The organism is Paraglaciecola sp. L1A13 (assembly GCF_009796745.1).
Classification (GTDB): domain Bacteria; phylum Pseudomonadota; class Gammaproteobacteria; order Enterobacterales; family Alteromonadaceae; genus Paraglaciecola.
On sequence record NZ_CP047024.1, the window covers coordinates 3,204,462 to 3,229,749 of the forward strand.

The 25,288-nt window shown below is 43.9% G+C and carries 20 protein-coding genes; 9 read left to right on the forward strand and 11 right to left on the reverse strand.

All coding sequences use genetic code 11. From position 1 onward, the window contains the following. Window positions 1–286: 286 nt before the first annotated feature. The 9 genes from GQR89_RS13390 to GQR89_RS13430 all read right to left on the reverse strand — a co-directional run bounded on the left by GQR89_RS13390 (window position 287) and on the right by GQR89_RS13430 (window position 12,573). Entirely contained in the window at window positions 287–1,336 is a 1,050-nt protein-coding gene (locus GQR89_RS13390; RefSeq protein WP_158770504.1) for an NAD(P)-dependent alcohol dehydrogenase, read from the reverse strand. A gap of 114 nt (window positions 1,337–1,450) precedes the next feature. After that, window positions 1,451–2,644, reverse strand: a complete 1,194-nt coding sequence (locus GQR89_RS13395) for an alkene reductase (RefSeq protein ID WP_158770505.1) — start codon at window positions 2,642–2,644, stop codon at window positions 1,451–1,453. Window positions 2,645–3,155: 511 nt separating this feature from the next. Beyond that, window positions 3,156–4,172, reverse strand: coding sequence for a GGDEF domain-containing protein (locus tag GQR89_RS13400; protein ID WP_158770506.1), 1,017 nt, complete (start codon window positions 4,170–4,172; stop codon window positions 3,156–3,158). Window positions 4,173–4,348: 176 nt separating this feature from the next. Continuing rightward, on the reverse strand, window positions 4,349–5,545 hold the full coding sequence (locus GQR89_RS13405) for an MFS transporter (protein ID WP_158772268.1): 1,197 nt from the start codon (window positions 5,543–5,545) through the stop codon (window positions 4,349–4,351). Window positions 5,546–5,676: 131 nt separating this feature from the next. Beyond that, window positions 5,677–6,939, reverse strand: coding sequence for a 2-methylaconitate cis-trans isomerase PrpF (prpF, locus tag GQR89_RS13410; RefSeq protein WP_158770507.1), 1,263 nt, complete (start codon window positions 6,937–6,939; stop codon window positions 5,677–5,679). A 4-nt stretch (window positions 6,940–6,943) separates the two neighbouring features. After that, window positions 6,944–9,550: a Fe/S-dependent 2-methylisocitrate dehydratase AcnD gene (acnD, locus tag GQR89_RS13415; RefSeq protein ID WP_158770508.1), complete on the reverse strand. Its 2,607-nt coding sequence runs from the start codon at window positions 9,548–9,550 to the stop codon at window positions 6,944–6,946. Window positions 9,551–9,685: 135 nt separating this feature from the next. Beyond that, window positions 9,686–10,810 carry a 2-methylcitrate synthase gene (gene prpC / locus GQR89_RS13420; RefSeq protein WP_158770509.1) on the reverse strand — a complete coding sequence of 375 codons (1,125 nt, stop codon included), beginning with the start codon at window positions 10,808–10,810 and terminating at the stop codon, window positions 9,686–9,688. Between the two features lie 113 nt (window positions 10,811–10,923). Beyond that, window positions 10,924–11,802 (reverse strand): methylisocitrate lyase, encoded by an 879-nt coding sequence (gene prpB / locus GQR89_RS13425; RefSeq protein WP_158770510.1) that lies wholly within the window; start codon window positions 11,800–11,802, stop codon window positions 10,924–10,926. Between the two features lie 99 nt (window positions 11,803–11,901). Next, on the reverse strand, window positions 11,902–12,573 hold the full coding sequence (locus tag GQR89_RS13430; protein ID WP_158770511.1) for a GntR family transcriptional regulator: 672 nt from the start codon (window positions 12,571–12,573) through the stop codon (window positions 11,902–11,904). Window positions 12,574–12,781: 208 nt separating this feature from the next. Here GQR89_RS13430 and GQR89_RS13435 point away from each other — a divergent pair, with 208 nt between their 5' ends. After that, entirely contained in the window at window positions 12,782–12,979 is a 198-nt protein-coding gene (locus tag GQR89_RS13435) for a hypothetical protein (RefSeq protein WP_158770512.1), read from the forward strand. Window positions 12,980–13,269: 290 nt separating this feature from the next. Beyond that, window positions 13,270–13,518 carry a hypothetical protein gene (locus GQR89_RS13440; protein ID WP_158770513.1) on the forward strand — a complete coding sequence of 83 codons (249 nt, stop codon included), beginning with the start codon at window positions 13,270–13,272 and terminating at the stop codon, window positions 13,516–13,518. A 91-nt stretch (window positions 13,519–13,609) separates the two neighbouring features. On the opposite strand, the gene GQR89_RS13445 is transcribed toward GQR89_RS13440, so the two are convergent. Together GQR89_RS13445 and GQR89_RS13450 are read right to left on the reverse strand one after the other, a co-directional pair. After that, on the reverse strand, window positions 13,610–14,839 hold the full coding sequence (locus tag GQR89_RS13445) for a serine hydrolase (protein WP_158770514.1): 1,230 nt from the start codon (window positions 14,837–14,839) through the stop codon (window positions 13,610–13,612). A 248-nt stretch (window positions 14,840–15,087) separates the two neighbouring features. After that, window positions 15,088–16,293 (reverse strand): anhydro-N-acetylmuramic acid kinase, encoded by a 1,206-nt coding sequence (locus GQR89_RS13450; protein ID WP_158770515.1) that lies wholly within the window; start codon window positions 16,291–16,293, stop codon window positions 15,088–15,090. A gap of 188 nt (window positions 16,294–16,481) precedes the next feature. Between GQR89_RS13450 and GQR89_RS13455 the strand changes: the two genes are divergently transcribed. The 7 genes from GQR89_RS13455 to GQR89_RS13485 all read left to right on the forward strand — a co-directional run bounded on the left by GQR89_RS13455 (window position 16,482) and on the right by GQR89_RS13485 (window position 25,288). After that, the gene (locus tag GQR89_RS13455) at window positions 16,482–19,226 is read left to right on the forward strand and encodes a TonB-dependent receptor domain-containing protein (RefSeq protein WP_158770516.1); all 2,745 of its coding nucleotides are present in this window, start codon (window positions 16,482–16,484) and stop codon (window positions 19,224–19,226) included. A gap of 340 nt (window positions 19,227–19,566) precedes the next feature. Beyond that, a complete protein-coding gene (locus GQR89_RS13460) occupies window positions 19,567–20,049 on the forward strand; it encodes a DUF2127 domain-containing protein (RefSeq protein ID WP_158770517.1) in 483 nt (160 codons plus the stop codon). Window positions 20,050–20,287: 238 nt separating this feature from the next. Beyond that, entirely contained in the window at window positions 20,288–20,491 is a 204-nt protein-coding gene (locus GQR89_RS13465) for a DUF1656 domain-containing protein (protein WP_158770518.1), read from the forward strand. 5 nt (window positions 20,492–20,496) lie between these two features. Continuing rightward, on the forward strand, window positions 20,497–21,357 hold the full coding sequence (locus tag GQR89_RS13470) for an HlyD family secretion protein (RefSeq protein ID WP_158770519.1): 861 nt from the start codon (window positions 20,497–20,499) through the stop codon (window positions 21,355–21,357). A gap of 10 nt (window positions 21,358–21,367) precedes the next feature. Next, window positions 21,368–23,416: an FUSC family protein gene (locus tag GQR89_RS13475; protein WP_158770520.1), complete on the forward strand. Its 2,049-nt coding sequence runs from the start codon at window positions 21,368–21,370 to the stop codon at window positions 23,414–23,416. Window positions 23,417–23,632: 216 nt separating this feature from the next. Then, entirely contained in the window at window positions 23,633–23,956 is a 324-nt protein-coding gene (locus GQR89_RS13480) for a DUF2956 domain-containing protein (protein WP_158770521.1), read from the forward strand. 636 nt (window positions 23,957–24,592) lie between these two features. Continuing rightward, window positions 24,593–25,288, forward strand: a complete 696-nt coding sequence (locus GQR89_RS13485; protein ID WP_158770522.1) for a hypothetical protein — start codon at window positions 24,593–24,595, stop codon at window positions 25,286–25,288.

Consider the following 25,288-nt stretch of genomic DNA (forward strand, 5'->3'; position numbering starts at 1 on the left):
AAGCTCCCCCTTCCCCAACTATGTGCCGACTCAGTAAGTAGAATGTCGAAATGCGCATACATAAATAGACTCAATATTTACGCCATGATGTAAAAGCGGGCTAACCTGATTCGGACAAGGATAACCAAACTAATACACGAAATAAAAGCCCGTTAAATAGCCTACACTTGGTGTTGAACAGGGGCCACACCGCTCTACCCTCCCACAAAAAAAGCCCTAGCTTTAAGGCCAGGGCTGGTACTAGATATGAAAAACACTTAGGCGTGAATGCTTCAGTTAAGCCCAGTTACAAGGTTTGCATGTCGATAACAAAACGGTAGCGCACGTCATTTTTTTTCATTCGCTCAAACGCTTCGTTAATATCCTGCATATCAATTTTTTCGATTTCGGACACAACATTGTGCTCTCCGCAGAAATCGAGCATTTCCTGTGTTTCTTTGATACCACCAATAAGCGAGCCAGCCAATGCTTTACGACCACCGATCATGTAAGCACCGTTGACTGCTTCTAATGGTTCAATCGCGCCGACAAAACACATAGTGCTGTTGTACTTAAGCAAGGCTAAGTAAGGGTTTACGTCGTGTCCAACGGGAATAGTGTTAAGCAAGAAATCAAACTTACCCCGCCATTTTTTCAGCGCTTCTTTATCTTTAGTGACCAACACATCGTCAGCCCCGAGTTTTTTTGCATCATCAGCTTTTTCTTTTGACGTGGTGATCATCACTACATGCGCGCCCATGGCAGAAGCGAACTTAATCCCCATATGGCCTAACCCACCTAGACCTATGACTCCTACTGTCATGCCTTTTTTAACACCGAATTGATGTAAGGGTGAGTAGGTAGTAATGCCGGCACACAGCAGGGGCGCGGCTGCAGCTTTATCTAAATTTTGAGGCACTTTGAGCACAAACTTGTCACTCACTACAATACGCTTGGAATAACCGCCTTGGGTGATTTCATCATCATTGTCATCTGCAAGTTTGCTATTATACGTCATGGTTGCACCGTTCAAGCAATGTTGTTCTAGATGCTCTTCACATGCAGCGCAGGTCTGACAAGAGTCAACCATGCAGCCAACACCGACAGTGTCGCCCACTTTAAAGTTGCTTACCTTGTCTCCTACTGCACTGACTTCACCAATGATTTCATGTCCCGGCACTAATGGATAATTTGAGTTACCCCAGTCATTTTTTACTGCGTGTAAGTCACTGTGGCACACACCGCAAAATTGAATATCAATTTGCACATCGTGGGCGCTCGGTTCACGGCGGATAATTTGGTGCGGCGCCATATGACCATCGTTTGATTTTGCTGCATAAGCTGAAATAGTTGTCATATTTACTCTCTCTTTAATCGATACACTTTAAATAGCAGCCAATAAATTCTAGTTTTCATTGGCGCTAAATTAACTGCCGGTAGCAGGTTTGAATAGTGGAGTTAATTGGTAGGTTTACTTAGCTGACTTCGCATCATCAAGTGAAGGATAATCCACATATCCTTCACTGCCGCCACCATAAAAAGTTTCCTCATTCGGCTCATTGTAAGGGCCATCTTGGGCAATTCGCGCGGGTAAATCGGGGTTCGCGAGAAACAAACGCCCGAACGCAACAGCATCAGTATCTTTATTTTCAATCCACTTCGCTGCTTCTTCAGGTGTAAATTCACCGTTAGCGATAAACATACCACTGAACGCGGCGCGCATATCTTTTAACAGCTGGTTGCCTTGCTCAATACCTGAACCATCCCCGGTATGATTATTCGGACGCACCACGTGCAGATAGACTACACTTTTTCCTGAAACCGCTTTTGCTGCAGCAATGTAAGTGCTTTGTGGATCGTCGTCAAAGCTTCCCCCCGGACCTCCTGTGGGTGACAGCCGCACGCCAATATTATTACGCGGAATTTCTTGTGCAATCACATCGATAACCTCTTCAAGTAACCGAAGCCTATTTTCAACACTGCCACCATATTGGTCATCGCGTTTGTTCACTGATGAGCGAATGAATTGGTCGAGTAAATAACCGTTCGCCGCATGTATTTCAACCCCATCGAAACCAGCTTCTTTGGCACACTTAGCAGCGTGGCGATAATCTCGTTTCACATTATCAATGTCTTCTAACGACATAGCCTGAGCTTTTGGGTGCGGCACTGTGGGTCCCTCAGGGAGTAAATCTCCTACGAACGCTTCGCCTTCAGGCTGAAACTCACTCGCAGAAAATGGACGCGCATTATGGGGTTGGAAGACTTGATGAGAAATCGCACCTACATGCCACAGCTGGCAATAGATGCGTCCACCAGCACTGTGCACAGCATCAGTAACGACTCGCCAATGTGCGACTTGTTGATCAGTAAATATGCCAGGTGTCCAAGCATATCCTTGGCCTTGAGGGCTGATTTGTGTTGCCTCAGAAACAATTAGTCCAGCCGACGCCCGTTGAGCATAATAAACAGCGTGGAGCGGCGTTTGCAGGTTATCACCTGCAGTGGAACGAGAACGCGTAAGTGGGGCCATTACAATACGATTAGTGAGCTGCATATTACCTAGCTTGGTCGGCGCGGTTAATGCACGATGAGCACTTCCATTACTTTTATGTTCAGTGGGGGTTTCGGTTGAGCTTTTGATGGTATTTTTAATATTTGGCAAAATTTCGTCCTCTTGCTGTGTTACTCAATATATACCGGTATTGTTCGTGGTTATGACTCGTTAATTAGACAACCTCGAGCCAATTTTGCTAAAGCAGCCGTTATATTGGTAACGTAAATCGAATGTGGCAGAGACTAAGCAAGGGCTATTCCAAATGGTGGATATGATTGACCAACTTCGCTAAACACCAGGTCGAACGTAGCCTTGAGATATTTATCATTATGAAATAGGGCTATTAAGCCTTGCTCGAAACAGGTAACTAGCATGTGCAAACAGTAAATATTGCAAAACGGATAACGTTATTGCACAGCAAATTAAAAACATTTGAGACGTAATGGCATATCCGGAGGGAATGGCGCACTTACTCGTCACTTACTATAGGTGGCACGTTTGACTAATGGGTGAGCAGTGCGTGTTTATTTATATGATTAGGATTTTGTTCGCTGTGTGTTTACTGGGAGTTTAGCGCTTGATTCTTAGTATTTCCGGTGCGGTAATTGCCCGTTGCTCTTCAGTGAGAAAGAGCAACGCCTTCGTTTGTGCTAACGTAGCGAGCTCGCCCAGTGTTTTTCGCCTGGTAAAGCGCTTTATCAGCTAGATCAAATAATTCTTTTTTCCGCGTGGTTTTATCAACCAAGGTGTTTATTAGGCCAATCGAACAACTAACAATGTTTTGCCCATTGCCTTTAGCATGTTTAATTTTCTTTAATTGCCAGCCACGCAACACATTAGCCGCTAGAGCTTCGGATGCTACCAAATCATTGCCCAGTGAAATCACAACAAACTCTTCGCCACCATAACGGGCGACGATATCGCTATCCCGGTTAAAAACCTGATTTAAGATCGTTGCTTGCATTTGAATCACTGCATCCCCGCGCAAGTGCCCGTAGCCATCGTTAAAGTCTTTGAAGTTATCAAGATCAATAACAAATATAGAAATAGGGCTATTAGTCCGAGCAGCCAGAGACAACATACGATCAAAATGCCGTTCTAGCGCGCCGCGATTATATAAACCCGTTAGCTGGTCAATTTGGTTTAAATGCACCAATTTTTCATTTACTTGTGCGAAGCGAGCAAATATATTTTCGATTTGTTTTACACCCACTAAACTGATGAGTAAGCCAAGAGACACAAAACCCAAATTAACCGTTCCAAAACTATCGTATACCGGATACATAAGCACCACAGCGCTAAACCCGATTATAGATAACAATACAAAGGAGATTGAATATATAAAGGACAAGCGCATGATAAACATACAATAAAGCCCGTACAGGAATGTTCCTTCATAGGAAAACGAAAACGCTGCAATCTTCCAGCACTGAACAATCAACCAATAATTGGCGTAACACACCCCAAGCAGACTTAAGCATAGCACCGGATGATAGATTTTATTGTAAGACGGTAAGAACGTCAGTGCAAAAAACACTGTCAGTATCGGCAGTTGCATACCTAAGCGCGAGATTAAGTAAACTCGCTTTACCGCATCAGGAATAACCGTTAAATCAGCAATAATAAAACTCATCATTAAGACTGTTCCGATGACTATTACCAGCCTTAGTTTCTTCAGATTAAGCATAGAAGAGTTTGTTATCGTGTGATTTGTGATTGTAGCATCCAGCTAAATAAACCGATTTACCAATTTTATAGGGTGGCTAGATTCAAAGCAATTAAAAGCGTAACGCCTCTTAACAAATTGCAGCACTAAAGCGATGTCTGCTTCGAAATACGATGTAGGCGCTGTAATCCATAACCTAACAATAAAATCATCAGCAGCATCAACCATGAGCCCTTAACCACTGCGGTCCATTTACCTTGATGCCAAAACATATCAAGATAAATTCCTCCTGTGCTGGCACCGATATAATAAAAGGTTAGATACAAAGATGATGCACTTGCTTTGCCGCTACGCGCATTTAGGCTTACCCAACTGCTAGCGGTAGAATGGGTCAAAAAGAAACCAAAAGCATTTATAAACAGCCCAATAATAATGGCCAACAAAGACGGTATCAAGGTTATGGCAGAGCCAAACATAATAATAATCGTACCTGCCATCATGCATACTGGCTGAGAGAAACGCTTAGCCAATTTACCTGATATTGCCGACGCATAGGTGCCTGACAAATAGGTTAAAAATAGCAAACCAATGTACTGAGCTGATAGAGAATACGGGCTGTCTTTAAGTACAAACGTGATGTAGCTATATTGATTCACGAAAATAAAAAAGCTTAAACCTCCAATGAGGTAACTCAGCAGCAATCGTTTATTTGCCAAATGCTCGCCCATTTGCGCCAACATCAATTTTGGTCGCAAAGGCTTAGGTTCAAAATGGCGTGATGGGGGCAATAACCAAAAAAATGCCAGCGTTAACAGCATGCTCAGTACCGTCATCACAATGAATGTTCCGCCCAGCCCTAAGTTTTCACCTAAGAAACCGCCCAATAAGCGCCCCCCAATCCCGCCTAACGAGTTGCCACTGATGTATATACCCACGGCTATCATCAAGGCATCAGCGTTAAATTCATCACTCATATAGGCAACTGCAATAGCAGGTAAGCCAGCTAAAAAGAAGCCTTGTAACGCCCGTAATAACAATAAACTATGATAACCGCTGGTTAACGCTAAACTCGCCGTTGTTAGGGTAATCCCAACCATAGTAAACAACATGATGCCTTTGCGCCCAACGGCATCAGATAATGGCCCGTAAAACAACAAAGATAGTCCAAGCGTTAAGGTAGCAATGGTAAAACTCATACTGGATTGCAAAGCAGAAACATTATATTGCTCTGCTATCATTGGCAGTAAAGGTTGAGTCACATATAAATTGGCAAAAACCATAAACGAGCCCAAACACAAGGCAAGGGTCGCCCGCCAAAAAGCAGGTGTATGGGGGGCGATCATTTTGGTTTGAGAATTCAACATAAGACGCTTGAGTGAGTATCCGAATACGCAATAACAAGCGCATTAATAATAAAAAAGCGACCTTAACAAAAGCTAAGATCGCTTACCAATAGACAAGGTTAATGAATTACTTATTTGCTAGGCATTGTGCTTTTAAAGCTATCTTTCGGTATTCGCACCCAACCTTCCATTAATACCCTAGCACTGCGGCTCATTGATGCTTTAAGCACAGACCATTGGCCATCAATTTGCTCAGCGGCAGCGCCTACTTTCAACGTGCCAGAAGGGTGACCGAAGCGCACGTCAGTACGATCGCCTCCCCCAGCGGCCATATTAACTAATGTACCAGGGATAGCCGCGGCGGTGCCAATAGCAACGGCAGCAGTGCCCATCATGGCATGGTGTAATTTACCCATAGACATGGCGCGTACCAATACGTCAATGTCTTCAAGCCCAATGGTTTTACCACTAGATGAAACATAGGGTTTTGGTGGCGCGACAAAAGCGACCTTAGGCGTATGCTGACGTGATGCAGCGTCGCCTATATCCTTAATCAATCCCATTTGCACTGCCCCTTGGGCACGTATGGTTTCAAACTTTGTTAAGGCCGCTGGGTCACTATTGATCACCTCTTGTAACTCAGTGCCGGTGTAACCAATATCAGTAGCGTTAACAAAAATAGTCGGAATACCCGCGTTTATCAGTGTTGCTTGCAGATTAGTTAAACCAAGGGCTGCCAGCTCTGGTGAATTGAGCGTATCCACAATGTTCCCCGTGGGGAACATTCCACTGGGGCCGCCTGCTGCATCGTCTCCGTCATCAGCAGGCTGCATAAATTCAATTAATACTTCAGCAGCTGGGAATGTTACGCCATCGAGTTCAAAATCGCCGGTTTCTTGTACTTCACCTTCGGTAATGGGTACATGAGCGATAATGGTTTTCTTGATATTCTGCTGCCAAATTCGCACCTCGGCAATGCCATTTTGTGGCACCCGACTAGCTTCAACTAAGCCATTGCTTATGGCGAACGAGCCTACCGCAGCGGTTAAATTTCCGCAGTTACCGCTCCAATCCACAAAGGCTTTATCGATGGCCACTTGACCGAACAAGTAATTCACATCGTGGTCAGGGTGATCACTTTTCGACAAAATCACTGTTTTGCTGGTGCTTGATGTAGCTCCGCCCATACCATCGGTCTGTTTACCGTACGGATCAGGGCTGCCAATAACACGCAGCAATAAATTATCTCTTGCAGCGCCTGGCTTTTGGGCTACTTCAGGCAAATCAGCAAGGGCAAAGAATACCCCTTTGCTGGTGCCGCCACGCATATAAGTGGCAGCTATTTTTATTTGCGGCTGATGCGCCTGTGTTTGACTTTTTGACTGATTAGCCATGGCCTTACCCTACCGTTGCTTCAAGGAAGTCTTGCGCAAAGCGCTGTAATACCCCGCCCGCCTCGTAGATAGAAGACTCTTCTTGGGTATCAATACGACACTTCACCGGCACACTTACTTGCTCACCGCTTTTACGGGTAATGTTTACGGTCATTGTTGCTCCAGGCGTGCGCTCGCCCAGTACATCGTATGTTTCACTGCCATCAATGTGATAAGTATGGCGGTTTTCACCAGGCATAAATTCTAAGGGCAATACACCCATACCGATAAGATTGGTACGGTGAATACGCTCAAAACCTTCTGCTACTATCACCTCAACACCCGCAAGGCGCACCCCCTTGGCAGCCCAGTCACGTGACGAACCCTGACCGTAATCAGCACCTGCAATAATAATGAGCGGCTGTTTACGCTGCATATAGATTTCAATTGCTTCCCACATGCGCATTTCAGTGCCCTCAGGCTCTAGGCGCGTCAACGACCCTTGCTTCACTTTCGTTTGCCCGTTGCTACCCATTTCATAAACCATTTCATTAAACAGTTTGGGGTTAGCAAATGTCGCACGCTGAGCCGTTAAATGATCGCCTCGGTGAGTAGCGTAAGAGTTAAAATCTTCTTCTGGCAAACCCATTTTATGTAAATATGCTCCAGCGGCACTATCAAGCTGGATCGCGTTTGATGGCGATAAATGATCCGTCGTGATGTTGTCACCCAATACCGCTAATGGGCGCAGACCTTTCATACTGCGCTCACCAGCTAATGCACCTTCCCAATAAGGGGGGCGGCGAATATAGGTACTTTGCGGGCGCCAATCGTATTGCGGATTAATATGCTCGCCGTATTCCACTTTCAAATCAAACATGGGCTCGTACACTTTACGGAACTGTTCAGGTTTAACGCTGGCTTTAACCACAGCATCAATTTCTTCATCTGTGGGCCAAATATCTTTTAAGGTAATGGCATTACCGTCTTTGTCGTGACCAAGTATGTCGCGCTCAATATCAAAGCGAATGGTGCCGGCAATAGCGTACGCTACGACTAATGGCGGCGAGGCCAAAAACGCTTGTTGAGCATAGGGATGAATACGGCCGTCGAAATTACGGTTACCTGATAACACTGCAGTTGTGTAAAGATCGCGCTCGGTAATTTCTTTTTGAATAACGGGGTCAAGTGCCCCGCTCATGCCATTACATGAGGTACACGCAAAGGCCACGACACCAAAACCAAGCTGTTCTAGCTCAGGCAATAGTTTCGCGTCTTCCAAATACAATTGCACCGCTTTTGACCCAGGCGCTAATGAACTTTTCACCCAAGGTTTGCGCGTTAAGCCAAGTTTGTTTGCATTGCGCGCAATCAAACCTGCCGCCACCATATTGCGTGGGTTACTGGTATTAGTACAACTGGTGATAGCCGCGATGATCACCGCGCCGTCAGGCATTTTACCTTCTTCGTTTTCTACCACACCACTGATGCCACGTTGCGCCAATTCAGAAGTAGGCACGCGGCTATGGGGGTTTGACGGTCCAGCAATGTTACGTCCAATGGTAGACAAGTCGAACGTAAGCACTCGCTCATATTCAGCAGTTTCTAGGCTATCAGCCCATAACCCTGTGTGTTTGGCGTAGTTTTCAACCAGTTTAACCTGTTCGTCATCACGACCCGTTAAGGTTAAATAATCAATGGTTTGACGGTCGATATAGAACATCGCTGCCGTGGCACCATATTCTGGGGTCATGTTCGAAATGGTGGCTCTGTCACCCAAGGTCAGGTGCTTAGTGCCTTCACCATAAAACTCTAGGTACGACGATACTACTTTTTCTTTACGTAAAAATTCGGTAAGTGCCAACACCACATCAGTGGCGGTGATCCCAGGTTGCGGGCGTCCAGTTAATTCCACGCCAATAATATCGGGTAAGCGCATATACGATGCTCGGCCCAACATGACGCTTTCAGCTTCTAATCCGCCTACACCAATCGACATCACACCTAGCGCATCAACCATAGGCGTGTGGCTGTCAGTGCCCACCAAGGTATCAGGAAAGGCAACGCCATTTAGTTTTTGTACTACTGGCGACATACGCTCAAGGTTAATTTGGTGCAAAATACCATTACCGGATGGGATCACGTCCACGTTTTTAAACGAGGTTTTGGTCCACTGAATAAAGTGAAATCGGTCTTCGTTACGTCTGTCTTCTATGGCGCGGTTTTTCTCAAACGCGTCTTTATCAAAACCACCAAATTCGACTGCTAACGAATGATCAACCACTAATTGGGTAGGTACAACAGGGTTTACTTTTGATGGATCGCCACCTTTTTCTGCTATCGCGTCGCGCAAGCCAGCCAGATCAACCAAGGCCGTTTGACCTAAGATGTCATGACACACCACCCGTGCTGGAAACCACGGAAAATCCAAATCACGCTTGCGATCAATAAGCTGCTTTAACGAATCAGTTAGTTGCTCGGGGGCGCAGCGCCTAACTAGGTTTTCAGCCAGTATCCGAGAGGTATACGGCAATTTTGCATAAGCGCCAGGGGTGATGGCATCAACAGCAGCTTGGGTATCGAAATAATCGAGCTTGCTGCCAGGAAGAGGTTTACGGTAATCAGTATTCATAGCGGTCCTTAAATACAAAAATAACAACGCGCCAGTCATAACCTGTTTGCTAAGAATGAAAGCAGATACTGGCGAAAAAATTAAGCGAACACGGCTGAGGCACTTGGGTTAAAAGTTTCCTCTGCCAGTTTTAGCTTAACGCTGGCTAATAGGTGACACTTTGCGCGGGTCAGGCCCAACATAGTCGGCACTGGGGCGAATGATACGGTTGTTACTACGCTGCTCCATCACGTGTGCTGCCCAGCCTGTTAAGCGTGAACAAACAAATATCGGGGTAAACAATTTAGTCGGAATACCCATAAAGTGATACGCAGACGCATGGAAGAAATCCGCATTACAGAACAATTTTTTGCTATCCCACATAAATTCTTCACAGGCTACCGAGATGTCATACAAAGATGTATCGCCGTTTTCTTGGGCTAGCTTTTCAGACCAAGCTTTAATAATCACATTACGCGGGTCAGACTTGCTGTAAATTGCATGACCAAAGCCCATGATTTTCTCTTTTCGCTCTAACATGCCGGCCATTTTTTCTTTGGCGTCCGCTGGCGAGCTGAATTTTTGGATCATGTCCATGGCAGCTTCATTTGCTCCGCCGTGCAATGGCCCACGCAGTGAACCGATGGCGCCTGTTACACAAGAGAACATATCAGACAAAGTTGATGCACAAACACGCGCAGTAAAAGTAGAGGCATTAAATTCATGCTCGGCGTACAAAATAAGGGATACGTCCATTACTTTACGGTGCTGTTCAGATGGCGTTTTACCATGTAGTAAGGCCAAGAAATGCCCGCCCAGAGAATCTTCATCTGTGGTGCAATCAATCTCAACACCATCATGTGTAAAGCGATACCAGTAACACATAATTGCCGGAAACGCCGCTAGCAATCGATTAGCCGCTTGCTGCTGTTGTGAAAAGTCAGTCTCTGGCTCAAGGTTACCCAAGAACGAACAACCCGTGCGCATCACATCCATAGGGTGTGCGTCTTTTGGAATAAGCTGTAGCACTGCTTTTAAGGCTTGCGGTAAATCGCGCTGGTTGCGCAACATAGCTTTATATTCGTCTAATTGCCCTTGATTCGGTAACTCGCCGTTGAACAACAAGTATGCCACTTCTTCAAAGGTAGCGTTGTCGGCTAAATCAGAAACATCGTACCCGCGATAGGTCAAGCCAGAGCCTGATTTGCCCACTGTACACAAGGCCGTTTCGCCTGCACTTTGACCACGTAACCCTGCACCACTTAATTTTTTATCAACCATGACTTGCTCCTAAATAAGTATTCGTTAAAACCGAGATAACCGTCATCCCAGTAACGCCATTTATGGCTATTAATGCGTTATCAATTATTTGCTTGTTAACAGTTTTCCTGCGCCTACTTGTTTTTGCCTTGGGCAAAAAGGCTGTCTAACTTTTGCTCGTAATCGTGATAATTAAGGTAATCATAGAGCTCCATGCGAGTTTGCATTTGATCCACAACAGAGGTTTGATCGCCTTGCTCTAAAATGGCGCTATATACGGTTTCAGCGGCTTTATTCATAGCACGAAATGCACTTAATGGGTAAAGCACCATGGCTGCGCCCCACTCGCCTAACACTTTTTTATTCCATAATTCAGTTTGGCCAAACTCCGTGATATTAGCCAAAATCGGTACATCTAAAGCATCTGCAAACGCTCGGTAATGCTCTTCTGTTTTTATTGCTTCGGCGAAAATACCGTCAGCACCAGCGGCCACATACGCCTTAGCGCGCGCAATGGCGGCATCTAGCCCTTCTTGGGCGAATGAGTCTGTGCGCGCCATAATGAAAAAGTCAGCATCGGTGCGTGCATCAACGGCAGCTTTAATGCGATCAACCATTTCTTCTACGGGTACGATCTCTTTATTTGGACGGTGGCCACAACGCTTTTGCGCTACTTGGTCTTCCATATGCACAGCGGCTGCGCCGGCTTTTTCCATATCGCGAATGGTTTTGGCAATATTGAATGCTCCGCCCCAACCTGTGTCGATATCCACTAAAAGCGGTAAATCACAGGCCGAAGTAATGCGCTGTACATCTGCAATCACATCATTGAGTGATGTCATGCCTAAATCAGGTAAACCGTAGGATGCGTTAGCCACACCGCCACCGGATAAATAAATGGCTTGATGACCAATCTTTTTGGCCATCATGGCTGAATAGGCATTAATCGCCCCAACGATTTGCAACGGTTTGTTATCTTTTAAGGCTTGACGAAATTTTTGACCTGGGCTCATGTAACTTGCTCCTTAGGGTAGTTATTTTTTGATGAGGTAAAAATCGGCCTCATCGCAACAATTAAAAGGTTATTTGATGACAACACAATGACGGCAACGCTAAGCTCCAAGCTCTGGCATTAATTTGCGCTGAATGTTGTTTTTCGAATATAAAATATGGCGGCGCATAAGCATTTCTGCCAACTCTCCATCGCGATTACAAATGGCTTGCACTATATGTTTATGCTCTTCAAATGCGGTACTTACTCGTGGGCCAGACATGCCTAATTGCACACGATACATGCGTACCAAGTGATAAATACCGTTGATAAGCATGGCAATAAGATGGTTATTCTTACTGCCTAAAATAATACGGTAGTGAAAGTCCACATCCCCTGCTTCTTGATAATAAGAACCATGTGTTTTTACATCTTCTGAGTGCACATTCAGCAAGGCATTCAAGTCTGCGATTTCTGCATCTGTCATGTTCTGGGCCGCTAAACGCGCCGCCATGCCCTCTAAAGATTCACGCACTTGATACAAGTCCACCAGCCCTTCAGGAGAAAGTGACACCACCCGGGCGCCCACATTGGCTTTGCGCTCAACAATATGGCACGTGGCTAAACGGTTAATCGCTTCGCGGATGACCGCTCGGCTAACACCATACTTTGTCGACAATTCAGTTTCGCTGAGCTTTGAACCTGCAGCCACCACACCTTCTACTATATCTTTACGCAATTGGAAAAACGTTTTGTCTGCGGCGGTAATAGGCATTTCGGTCAGGTTTTGCATGTTTAAAGCATCAATTCCACTGTTGAGATTGCAGCTTATCTGGATAGATAAAGAAGGCTACTCTGCAATAAGATGTCGACAATATAGCAAAGTAATTGGGTATTTCAAGTATTAATAGTAGTAATTGTCGACAATTTGACTTTTTTGAACCTTTCGGTCGGATATTAGCTTTGCTTAATTATGACCTACGATCACAAAGAGCATGCCTATGCTTAAGGCATCTCGGCAACTGGAACGCCAGCCCGGTACTTTCTGCGTTGCCCTACCTTCCAATATCCATGTTGGTCGCATGATATTTTTTCAAACCGCATCCAGCGGCTTAGCTGACTTTTTACCAACAGCCGCAAAAAGTAAGCAAAAAAGGGCACACTTCGGCAAGTCACTTCTCCCTGCGCTTATTGACTAACACTGGTCGTGAAAACGCAAACAGCTATAATTTCAACGCACAGCACTAACAGTCCATGATGTTACTTACCCATAATGAAATTACCGTCTCACCTTCGATGGTTATTCGTTCAGCTGGGCACTACTGCGTAGTTAGAAATCCCATTTTATTATTGAGAAGAAAACACACCTGTACAGAAGACAATGCTGTGTTAGAAAATCGAACATGTAAGAACAAAAAATATAAGTGCGCGGATTGATTTTAATCGATTCGATATACTCAGGTTATTGATTTTAAAGGATAAGTTTTATATGGAAGGTATTTTAGGTAACTTTGGGCTGGTAGGCGTTATATTCTACGTGGCATTTATTATATTGTGGCTATTGGTGCCGGTATTTATTTTTGTGATTTCAAGACGAGTTAAAGAGATGCGAGATTTAGCTCGTGACTCACAAATGGAAATAATGGAACTCAATGCAAACATTAAGTATTTAAAACAAAAATTCGGTGAGAAAAATGAGCCACGGGTTCAATCAATGGGATCTGAGTCGCAAAATTAACAGCATAACCTTGAGAGGTATGGTCACGACAACGACGTTATTACTTAGCCGCTTACATAGCGCCTAAGTATAAAACGCAGATAACGATGACCTACATATCATTTATTCTTGCCACTATAGCTGCATCAAGCGCTTTTTCATGTGTTTTATATTCACTGGGGCCGGTTGCTTGGGCGCTATTGCCGTGTTTAGCGATAACAAGCCCGAGCTCGGGATAAATCGCGATTGCTTGGCCGAATATGCCGGATGCACGAAACCTATTACTATCGGTTTCTAACCACCATTGATAGCCGTAGTTGGGGTAAGTGTCAGAGGGGGTAACGGAGTCTGTCAGCCAATTTTTTGCTAATGGCGAATTTTCTGGTGACGGGAGTTGCTCATAAGCAAATTGACCTACTTTTGCGAAATCTCGCAGGCTTGCAAGTAAACAACAACCGCCTGTTTCGACGCCATTGGGTCTATCCAATACCCATAATGCATCGCTTTCCATGGCGTAGGGCTGCCATATTTTATCTTGTAAGTAAGTCGCCGCGTTGTTGCCTATAGCTGAGCGTAAAAGCTCGCCAATTAGATTTGATTCAGCGGTGTTGTAGTTAAAGACGGTTCCTGGCTTGTGTGCTCTTGGCAGTGCTTTTACATAATTTATTAGCGTAATGCCGTTTGATGCGCCCGCTTGTGATACATCTGAATTTGGGTCGCTGTAGTCTTCGTTCCACTTAACGCCTGAGTTCATATGCAACACATTTTTGATACTCGCCCCGTCGTACGCTGAGCCTTTTAATTGCGGTAAGTAATCTACGACTTGGTCATCAATGCTTGCGATATAACCATCTTTGATGGCCGCGCCAATCAATAAAGAGGAGACTGATTTAGTTACAGAGAATGATATCCAGCGGGTGTTTTTATCATTGCCATCGGTGTAATTTTCGTACACTAGCTCGCCGTCTTTTAGCACCACAATACCGATTGCGCTTTTAAGCCCGATGAAATCCTCGATAGTGTATTTTTTTCCCTCAACCTCGTACGTGATATCGCTCAAGCCAATGTCGTTCAGTATCAGAGGTTTGGCGTTGTTAGATTTGGCTACCACTCTGGTAGGCCACATTCTGCCGATGCTTTTAAACCCAATCGCGCGTTCTTCTTGGGTCCAAAATAAAATGTCTGTGCTGCGCTCCACTAGCTTATGCTGTTTGATAAAAGCATCGTCGGATGACACGTTTGCATAAGTATTGCTGATAAAAATTGTGATGGCGACCAGTGAAAGCCGACAGAAACGAAATGTATTAATGCTTAACTGAGTAACCTTATTTTTATGCTGCATTGTACTATTTCCCCTGACCTTGGCTGCACAAATAAAGGCGCAGTGTTAATGTAATTATCTAGTTTTAACGCGCTGATAATAGGAAGCTAATTTTCATACAGTAAGATATAACATGTTATTAACAGGGGCAAATATTGCTAAGACACGACTTAAAAAGCTCAAGAAAAAAGCGCGGCTAAATTTGCGTATTAAAGGCGAATGAAAAAGGAGAAGCGAAGGGCAACCAAAAAGTAGCGCCTCCCCGTTTTTTAATCAGGAAAGCTTATTTTTCCCATGGTGATGTCAGGGATCCCTTGGGCAATATTGCCAAAAGGTTGCTGCCCGCCTACCAAACACTCATTAGCTAAGATCGCAAACAATACGGCTTCTTTCGCATCTGGGTCTATACCTAGCTTGCTGGTATCTTCAATAGTGGAAATTCTCGGGCATAAACTTAAAATGTGTTCCATCAATAATGGGTTGTGAATACCGCCACCGCTAGCATAAACACTAAAGTCACCTAAATTGGCAGCGCAGTCGTTGATTGCTTGTGCGATCACGTAAGCCGAAAAGAAATTAAGGGTAGCCATCACATCTTGAGGTGCTAAATCTTGTGTATTGGTGCGTTGTTGTGCAGCCATTAAATAGCGCAAATTAAACACTTCTGGCCCTGTGGTTTTAGGGAAATTCAGCGTAAAGAACTCATGCTGTTTCAGAGTCTCTAATAACGCTTGATGTATCTTCCCCTTACCTGCGATCGCACTGTCTTTATCATAATGCAGTGGAGCAAAGTGTTTTTGCACGTAAGCATCCATAATCGTGTTACCTGGGCCAATATCAGAACTAAAGACCGCACTTGAGTCAGCGGTTAGTGGCAAATAGGTTAGATTAGCGATGCCGCCCATATTCAACAAAATACGATTTTCTTGACGGCTGGTAAAAAACAAATAATCACCGTAGACCGCCAAAGGCGCGCCCTCGCCCCCTGCTGCGATATGCTTTTGACGAAAATCAGCTATGGTTAAAATGCCTGTTGTTACCGCTAAGTGATCAGCATCGCCAATTTGCAAGGTCCCGTTTCCAAATTCGTTTTGTCCGTGCTGACGCAAGGGACAATGATATATGGTTTGCCCGTGGCTAGCGATGGCGTCGATGTCAGCCGCTTTTACGCCCCATTTGGCTAAACACTGATTGACCATTTGGCCATGCAATACACCCACCCAAGGGTTCAACAACGTCACCTGCTGTAAATCAACTTGGCGCTGAGCAAAAACACTTTTTATTTGCTGTTTGTAATTATCGTCGTAATCCACAGTACAAAATTCTACTAGCTCAATTTGCATATCAGTGCCGTGGCCTTCGATTCGACACAACGCCACGTCTAATCCATCTAAGGACGTGCCGCTCATTAAACCAATAATAACGCGTGAGCGTTTTTTAGCACTGCGATAAAGTTGCTCTATATGGGTGTTCATTCTTAATTTTGACTCGACTTTATTGTTTAAAGATTTGTTAATAAGAATAATTTATCAATAAAATTATTATTTACAAGAAACTTTTATTGCAATTTTTATTTTCCTAGACTGATAATGCCCCTGCTGTACAAAATAAAATCATTCATGGCATATTTTTTCAACGAATATCGACACAGGATAGAAAACACATGAAGCATCGAACTTACACTACCAAGCTGCAAAGACTCACGCTGACGCCTGTCACACTAGCAGTCACAGCGGCCCTTTTTAGTTCTGCCCCTATGGCGCAAGACGAAAGTCAGAAGCAAGATAAAACCGAAGTGATTTCTATCACTGGCTCGAGAATTCAACGTACCGAGCTAGTGTCGAGCAGTGCCGTTGCCAGTGTCGATGAAGTACAAATTAAATTGGACCGGGCCATCAACGTAGAAGATATTACCAGTAAATTGCCCCAAGCGGCAGCAGGAGCGAACAGCACAGGCTCTACCGTGGGCGATTCGTTTGGTTCATCCACTATTGACCTTCGCGGTTTAGGCCAAAACCGTACCTTGGTGTTAATTGATGGCACCCGTGCCGTGCCTTTTAGTTTCCGTAATTCAGTAGACGTTAATATGATCCCCACGGGGTTAATTAAGCGTGTTGATGTACTGACAGGTGGTGCTGCAGCGGTTTATGGTGCCGATGCGGTATCTGGCGTAGTTAACTTTATTCTAAACGATGATTTCAACGGGGCAGAGTTTTCTAGCAGTTATGAAACCGCTGACGGTGGCAACGAAAAAATCAATTTCGAAGGGATTTTTGGTGGTGATATTGCCAACGGTTCAGGTCATATCACAGGGTATGTAGGTTACTCTGAACGAAAAGAGCTGCTGGCTGGTGAACGTGATTACGCCATGAAAAATGCCAATTCAATCATCAACACAGGCGGTTATTATACTGATATTGCCACCGGTGACGCATTTGCTATTGATGCCGCTGGGAGCGTGGTAGATGAACGTCAAACCACTAGCTCTACTGCTGATCTTTACCTCACTCAACCCATGAAGCGTTTGTCTACCGGTTTACTGTTTGATTTTGATTTGACAGACAACGCCACAGCCTATGGCCGCGCCATGTACTCTAAAGTGACAGTTAACGGCGCTGGCGCAAGTGGTCAGGCACCTATTTCCGTTAATCAACAGATTACATTGAGTGCCGATAACGCCTTCTTAACCGATGACATCCGCAATAACTTAACCTTCGACAGCGATGGCATCGCACAGGTTAATGTTGAAAGAAACCTCGGACTCGGCGTACAGCGCACTGAGGCTGTTCGAGATTCTCTTCAACTGCAAATGGGTGTCAAAGGCGATATCAATGAGTATTTACGTTACGACGTTTATGGTCAGTACGGCCGAACCGATGAAACTGCGACTATTTACAACAATGGCTATAAAGTTGATGGCTCTGGTAACAACCGCTTTGCTGCACTTGCCAATACTGTCGATATATTTGACCCTAACTTGGATTTAACCAGCTTCAGCGACCCATTAATCTATACCACCCGAGAACGTACCCAAAGTGTGTTAGCAGCGACGCTATCGGGTGATTCATCAGCGTTTTTTGAGCTACCTGATGGGCCTATCGATTTTGCTGTCGGTTATGAGTACCGTAAAGAAACAGGCAAGCAGACCCCAGGTGATGCATTTAGAAATGGCACCAGTTTCGCATCAGTCAGTGCATTTGATATGGATGCTGGCTTTGATAGTGAAGAATTCTACGCAGAAGTACTAATACCGGTCGTATCAGACGTCGCCTTTGCCAAAGAAATTAGTGTCGAAGGGGCTTATCGAATTTCGGATTATTCCAATACTGAAGCAGAAGACACCTATAAAATCGGCCTTAACTGGGCCATTAACGATGATATTCGCTTGCGCGCGAATAAGTTAACGGCGTTTAGAGCCCCCAACCTTGGTGAGTTTGCCAGTCCAATCAGTGGTTTGTCACTTGCCTTGTTTGATCAAACGAGCGACCAGTTTGTGGCGCGATTTGCTGGTCGTTATAACGGCGATCCATGTTTATTAGGCACTGGCGATACAGCACAATGCGAACGCTATGGTGCCCCCGCTGTCGATACCCCATACGATTCGAGTACCGCGCAATATACCTATGGTGGTAACCCTGAAATCAAACCTGAGCAAGCTGAATCTGAAACCGTCGGGGTGGTCTACACACCCACTTTCATCGAAGGCTTTGATGTATCCATTGATTACTATCACATTGAAATCTCTGATGCGGTGAGTCAAATTCAACCGGGGGCGGCCTTACAAAGCTGTTATATCGATAATCCTGATGCGAGCAACCCGTTATGTGGCGCCGTATTGCGAGACCCAACCACAGGCTTTATTACCACAGCCATCGTCAACGATTTCAACCTAGCTTCAATTGAGCAAAGCGGTATTGATATCGCAACCAATTACATTGTGGATGCACCCGATGCTCTCGGCGGTACGCTTAAGTTAAGTTACCAAGGGAATCTGGTTACTAAGCAAACTCGCCAGAGTAATGCCACAGTGGCAGCGGTTGATTGCAAGGGGACCTATGGCAGTGCATGTTCAGGGGACTTCGCCAGTGTGTTACAAGCAGATTATAAACACAGAGCAACCCTTGATTGGAACCTAGACGCCATGAATTTCCAACTAGGTTGGCGACGTATCGGCGGTGTAGATTACGCGTCTGATCGCTCAACCAGTATATCTGCCCAAGATTATTTTGACTTTGCCGCTTCTTGGCAAGCCACAGAGCAAGTGGTGTTGAACTTCGGTATCGACAATCTATTCGATAAACAACCGCCCATTCCACAAGCAGGTGCGAATCACTTCAACACAGTCAGTGATTACGATGTTATAGGCAGAACAGTGGGATTAGCAATCCGATATTCCCCTCGTTTTTAATTTTATTAAATAAGAGTTTTGTCAAAACTAAGCCCTGTAAACACAGGGCTTGTCCGTCAGGTGATTGCTATTCAGTGAAAGAGCAGACGACTTACAACTGGCTGCATTAAAAAGCATTGCAGAGTTATGATTATTAAGGCCCATATAGTGACTGGCAAGTGGGTCGATGCAATGCCAGTAAACAACGTCACCCGCTCACCCTTATTATCAAATATCACGTAAGATTGTGAACCTTTTAGTTAAAAAATGGTTCAACTAACCAGCGACTCAATCACCTTTACGCATTATCATTCAACGTATGTAATCGATAAATTCTAACCTTGTTTAAATAGAGAGCAGTATGACGTCATCAGAAAATGGCCTAAAAGCGATTGCAGTCTTAGAAGCCTTTAAAGGTTTGCTTGCTCTTATGGTTGCTGTGGGTATCCATATGCTAGCCGGACGAAATTTACAGCAGGTGGCGGAGTCCATTGTCAGTCACGCCCACTTGAATCCAGCAAGCCATTTACCAAGTATATTTATTCATGCTTTGAGCAACGTTTCAGCTAGCAATATGAGTCTGATCGCCATCTGCGCACTCGCCTATACTGTGATCAGGCTAATTGAAGCCTATGGGTTATGGAAAGGACTCGTATGGACGGAGTGGTTTGCATTAGTCAGCGGCGCCATCTATATCCCTTTTGAAGTTTATGAAATCCTATTCCATACCAGTATCGTAGGTGTTGGTGTGTTTGTGATAAATGTCATCGTAGTTTGGTACATGGCAAACTTACTTTTGCGCCAACGAAGAAATCGTTCGGCCCAGGAAGATTTATACGGTTAAATTAGAGGTTAATGAGTGTTAAGTGCCACGTACATAAATCAAAACTTTGCGCGGTGAATGGCACTTAACTCCCTTTAAACATCAACATCCAAGAATCAAAGTTCATTTTTAGTTACATTGGTGGAGTGTTTTTATCGCGCCGTTAACGGCACAATAGTCACTATTACTGCACTATTTTATGCATGCTCATTCGGGTTTTACGATAAGCCTTGTTCTGCAAATAATGGGATATTTATTTATGCTTCAAGCTGTCGTTTTGGGCGGAGTCGAATTCAGCCCTATGGTTGTTTATTTCCCTATTGCCTTTATCTTAACCGCTCTTACGCGTTTTATTTTGCACCGCTTGGGCTGGCACGACCAAATTTGGAAAGTGTCGTGGTTCGAGGTGTCAATGTTCGTATGCTATTTGGCCCTAACCGTCTATTTATTTAGTGGAAGATAAGTTCGATGACAAAATATATACGTATTATTTTTACAATACTGGTTGTTATAGCCGCTTTATTCGCTGGGCGTTGGGTTTGGAATGATTACATGCATACCCCTTGGACGCGGGACGGTCGCATTCGTTCTGACATAGTAACGATAGCGCCAGATGTATCTGGTTGGGTGACCCACTTAAATGTAAAAGATGGCCAGAGTGTACAAAAAGGCGAGTTGCTTTTTAATGTAGATAGTAAACGTTATCAAGCGGCTTTAGAAAAAAGCCATGCAAATACTGAAAATGCCTTATATTCCTGGCAACTGGCTAAGCATAAATATGCCCGTCGTGTTGAATTAAAGAGCCAAAAAGCGATTAGCGAAGAAGATTTAGAAGCAACGCGCATAAATACCAAAATAGCCGAAGCTAACTACCAATTAGCGAAAGCAGAACAAACGTTGGCGCAGTTAAATTTAGACAGAACAAACATTACCGCACCGGTGTCGGGGCAAATAATCAACCTAAACCTTCGCCAAGGGAACTACGTCGCACAGGGCGTATCGGTATTTGCCATAGTGCAAGCTGACTCGTTTTACGTTACAGGTTATTTTGAAGAAACAAAAATCCCTCTAATTTACCCCAATCAAAAAGCGAAAATCGCATTACTTAGCGCAGGCGAACCGTTAACGGGTCATGTAGTCAGCGTTGGCAAAGCCATTGCTAATACCAATACTCAAAGCAACGGTCAGCTTTTACCCCAGGTTCAGCAAACGTTTAACTGGGTTCGTTTATCACAGCGAATTCCTGTTGATATTAAGTTAGATCCATTGCCTGAAAACACCCAGCTTAGTGCTGGCATGACCGCCACAATACACCTCGCTACGCAATAAGGAGAATACCTTGAATGTAGTGTGGCGGAATCTGTTCTTTCCCAAAAAGCAGGCTGTGATTTTTGCCCTAAAAGGTGTTATTGCCATGGCAATGGCCTTGACTATCGCTATGTTGCTTAATCTTGACCGGCCTTATTGGGCGTTAGTCTCGGCGATATTTTTGCAATTACGCCCCGAAAGCGGTTTAGTGATTGAAAAAGCTATTTGCCAAATTATAGGCACCGTTATAGGTGGTTTATTTGGGATTTTACTGTTAACCCAACTTATGCCCTACCCTTATTTAGCGCTAGGCACATTGGCGATTTGGCTTGGTTTAAACTCTGCACTATCAGCCATGGTACGCCAAGCAAATTTTGTTTACGCCTTTGCAATGGCGGCAGTTACTGCCGCCATTATTGTGCTGCTAGTGATGGCTAACCCATCGGCTGTGAGTAGCTCAGCTATCTTTGATATTGCACAGGCTCGTGTCAGTGAAATAGTGGTTGGTTCTATTTGTGCCGGCCTTGTGAGTCATTTATTTTGGCCAGTAGAAATAAAGGATTCATTACAAAACCAAGCACGCTCAGTCATAAACCAAACCTTAAGTTACTTGGTTACCGAACTTGATCATAATGGCTCCCATGAGAACCGCCATCAACAAATTGACGGGATTATGACCACGTTAGGCGTTATAAATGAAGACTCTAGTGCGGTGCGATACGAAGGCCCCAAAGGCCCTGGTCGCTCTCGAGCGGCAAATCAACTGGCACAAAAAGTACTTTCTTTATTAGCGTTAATTCAAATTTTTGGTCGTTTACAGCGCAACCATGCACAACTAATAAGCCCTACGTTGGCACAATTACTCAATAGGCTAAAAGACGTGTTTGCAAGCATCGCAGAGTCTAACGATTATGAATATTGTGCCGAGCAAATTAAAGCATTTCGCAAAGAACTAACTGAAGAGCGAACAAACAATCCTTGTGAAACGCCTTTTGATTCTCATATGTTCAATATTGGCCTTGATATACCAGCCGATTTAACCATTTTACTGCGAGCTTATCGCGCCCTCGAAGATCGTGATAAAACCTTATTAAACGCCCCTAGCATGCTGACTTACCGCGACCCGTTGGCGGGTATAATTGTAGGATTTAGAACAACATTAGTGTTTTTAATTGGCGCATTTATTTGGATAAGTACCGGCTCTTCAGCTGCCTTAATGATCATGATTTTGCCAGTGATTTTCTCTATTATGTTATCGCGTATACCCTTGGCTATTTTACGGGTGGTAATAAAACGTTTATTAATGGGTGTGATAGTGGCCAGTGTCGTCACTATTTTTTACGCCCTAAATTTACTCGCGCAAAGTGGCGGACAATTAGAAATATTATTATTGGTATTAGCTGGTCCTTATTTTTTAGGATTACTGCTACTCGCCGATCGTGAAACATTGCCTTATGGTTTAGGTTTTTGCATTCCATTCTCAATATTAGTTAGGCCAAGCACCGACATGAGCTTGGCATTTTCAATCGATTATACACTCAGCGCTGCCATGGCTATTTTTGCCGGGGTAAGTATTCTATTTTGGATTTTTCATTTATTTACCGGCCCGAGCGTTCGATTATTGGTGCATCGAGTGTTTAAAGCGACCTATGAAGATTTACGCGAAATAGGCGAACATGAAACACCAGCTATTTGGTATAACCGTCGTATGTCAGACCGACTACTGCGCTTAGTTAACTACGATCAGGGCTCTCATTCTCGGGCTATTACCGATCTTGCTTTAACAGCTTTGAATTTGGGACATGCCACTGTGCGCTTGCGTTCAATCTGCGAAAACGTTGCAGGTAAAGATTTAAAGTACCTAAAACAATGGCAACATTCTTTAGCGGATGCGTTTTTGTTGGCCAGTAAAGGTAAAACCGATGATAGATTGAAGCACAAATCAGATTTACTGTATCAAGAGCTAGCGTCTAAAGTTGACGAGTCAACACAGGTCGAGGCAATTCAAGGAATGTTTATGCGAATTAACCTCACTTTAGAAAGGAGTGCCAAGCAGATAAATAACCAGAGCGTAGGCTAAAGACTTGTGCACAACGCGTTGCTTTAACCGTCTTTGGGTTCAAATGTGACCGTAAATTCTGTTATTCTGCCTAGCGCTATACGTGGCGCGTCTGATGTTAGGTAAAGGATGTGTGCCCCTTTATTCAAGGGTAAATACAGTAACAAATGAGCAGCCTAAAATAGGCATAGGCCTGCTAGTATTCGTTGTCAATTCAAATAAGTAACATGGAAAAAAATGAAAAATAAAGTATCCCCACAAGTTGAAGCACAAGCGATGAAAATGGCTAAAGGAAGACAAAAAAGTGGGCAAACTAAAGAGCAAACCAAGTTGATCGCCCAAGGTATTCAAAAAGGTATTGCTGAGTATAAAAAACAGCAGGGTATAAAATTACGAGAAATAGATAAGCAGCGTAAACAAAAGGCCAAACAAACTGAAAGTGAAAATACCGAAACGGCAGAAGAGGTCACGCATATTATGCCTATGACATCTCTACAGTGGATATTGCTGGCGTTAAGCTGGATAGGTTTTGTCGCCTATATCGTTTGGCTGAAAAATTAACGGTTATAATAGTTTAAGCATTTTTTGACCCGCTTGATTTTTAAGACTAATCAAAATCTATTGCCTGCTAAATATATAGTAATTCGATAGCAAGCGTCTGGCCACAACCATGTACAACCTGCATGTAATAGCAACACTATTCATCACTATGGGTTCGGTTCCCCCTAATTCTATTAACAGCGTTCGTAATTATGTTCATCTGCTTTTTTGTAGCAGTCGTTCTATCCTCTAACATTATATTGTCCATTTTTCGAACTGATACTAAGCTTATACCGTTTCCATTTTTAATTGGTAGACGGGCAATGAGGCAGCTTAGAAAAATAAAATTAGTTCCACTGACATTTGCTACTACCGATATTTGGGCCGCTAGGAGCAAAGTTCACTATTGCACGGTAACGGAATTATTTGTTCATATTCAGGATCACGTTACACGCCCGGCTGCCTTCCATGCATCGCCTTCGAACAAACAATTCATGCATATAGCGCTAACCATTGAGCAAATTTGACGGTAGTGGACTATAAATAAAAAAGAAATATAAGCTTTTTAATTATTGTTCAAAAATTCTTGGCTCCATGATTTTCAAGGTAAATCGATATTAGAGCCTTTACATAAAACATCATTAAAAGGAAGGATTGATGTCTAATATCGCCGGTAAATCCTATGCTATGAACGTGATTACGCCAATCACGGGCTGGGTATATTATTTAAATAGAATTAAATTTGCAGCCGTTCAATTCTCTGTATCAAGAAAACTCGGAACCACAGGTTTTTGGGGTAATTTAGTACCATTAAAACTGACTAATCTAATATACGCGCGGTTAAACGGGTTATTGACCTTGTCACTTATTCATTATGCTCGATGGACCATCATTAAAAAATTCCCACATATTGACGCGTCTCAACCCAAAGAAGAGCTTAAATATCACTACATGTTATTTTTTAGTAACTTTAATGGAAGTTGGAAGCAATATGTTGATTCCTTTCATATGGCAATCCCCAGTGGACTCGATCTACTCTGGTATAAGAATGTTAAATACCCAAATTCTGTGCCGTTACAACCATTCCATAACTACATTACATACAATCAAATTTGGACAAACCACTATTACAATGCTTATCCCCTTGCTGCATCGAATGACGTTAAAGGTGCACAAGAATTAAAGGAAGCGCTGGCAAAATTTATCAATGAAAGCGATTTAAACAATGACGCTGAATTATTTCAACGACGATTCGAATTACTGTTAGCTAGCCAGCAACGAAATTTGGGGTTGATGGCGCCTACGCCAATAATAAGTTTATCTGCCAAAGCTGTAATAGAAAGGGAGTCATAA

Coding starts and splice junctions, on each gene's coding strand:
- GQR89_RS13465 (WP_158770518.1), top strand. CDS start 20,288: ATGCTTCAAGCTGTCGTTTTGGGCGGAGTCGAATTCAGCCCTATGGTT.
- GQR89_RS13440 (WP_158770513.1), top strand. CDS start 13,270: ATGGAAGGTATTTTAGGTAACTTTGGGCTGGTAGGCGTTATATTCTAC.
- GQR89_RS13430 (WP_158770511.1), bottom strand. CDS start 12,573: ATGCAAAACCTGACCGAAATGCCTATTACCGCCGCAGACAAAACGTTT.
- prpB (WP_158770510.1), bottom strand. CDS start 11,802: ATGAGCCCAGGTCAAAAATTTCGTCAAGCCTTAAAAGATAACAAACCG.
- GQR89_RS13390 (WP_158770504.1), bottom strand. CDS start 1,336: ATGACAACTATTTCAGCTTATGCAGCAAAATCAAACGATGGTCATATG.
- GQR89_RS13455 (WP_158770516.1), top strand. CDS start 16,482: ATGAAGCATCGAACTTACACTACCAAGCTGCAAAGACTCACGCTGACG.
- GQR89_RS13480 (WP_158770521.1), top strand. CDS start 23,633: ATGAAAAATAAAGTATCCCCACAAGTTGAAGCACAAGCGATGAAAATG.
- GQR89_RS13450 (WP_158770515.1), bottom strand. CDS start 16,293: ATGAACACCCATATAGAGCAACTTTATCGCAGTGCTAAAAAACGCTCA.
- GQR89_RS13460 (WP_158770517.1), top strand. CDS start 19,567: ATGACGTCATCAGAAAATGGCCTAAAAGCGATTGCAGTCTTAGAAGCC.
- GQR89_RS13485 (WP_158770522.1), top strand. CDS start 24,593: ATGTCTAATATCGCCGGTAAATCCTATGCTATGAACGTGATTACGCCA.
- acnD (WP_158770508.1), bottom strand. CDS start 9,550: ATGAATACTGATTACCGTAAACCTCTTCCTGGCAGCAAGCTCGATTAT.
- GQR89_RS13445 (WP_158770514.1), bottom strand. CDS start 14,839: ATGCAGCATAAAAATAAGGTTACTCAGTTAAGCATTAATACATTTCGT.
- GQR89_RS13405 (WP_158772268.1), bottom strand. CDS start 5,545: ATGATCGCCCCCCATACACCTGCTTTTTGGCGGGCGACCCTTGCCTTG.
- GQR89_RS13435 (WP_158770512.1), top strand. CDS start 12,782: ATGCTTAAGGCATCTCGGCAACTGGAACGCCAGCCCGGTACTTTCTGC.
- prpF (WP_158770507.1), bottom strand. CDS start 6,939: ATGGCTAATCAGTCAAAAAGTCAAACACAGGCGCATCAGCCGCAAATA.
- GQR89_RS13400 (WP_158770506.1), bottom strand. CDS start 4,172: ATGATGAGTTTTATTATTGCTGATTTAACGGTTATTCCTGATGCGGTA.
- prpC (WP_158770509.1), bottom strand. CDS start 10,810: ATGGTTGATAAAAAATTAAGTGGTGCAGGGTTACGTGGTCAAAGTGCA.
- GQR89_RS13470 (WP_158770519.1), top strand. CDS start 20,497: ATGACAAAATATATACGTATTATTTTTACAATACTGGTTGTTATAGCC.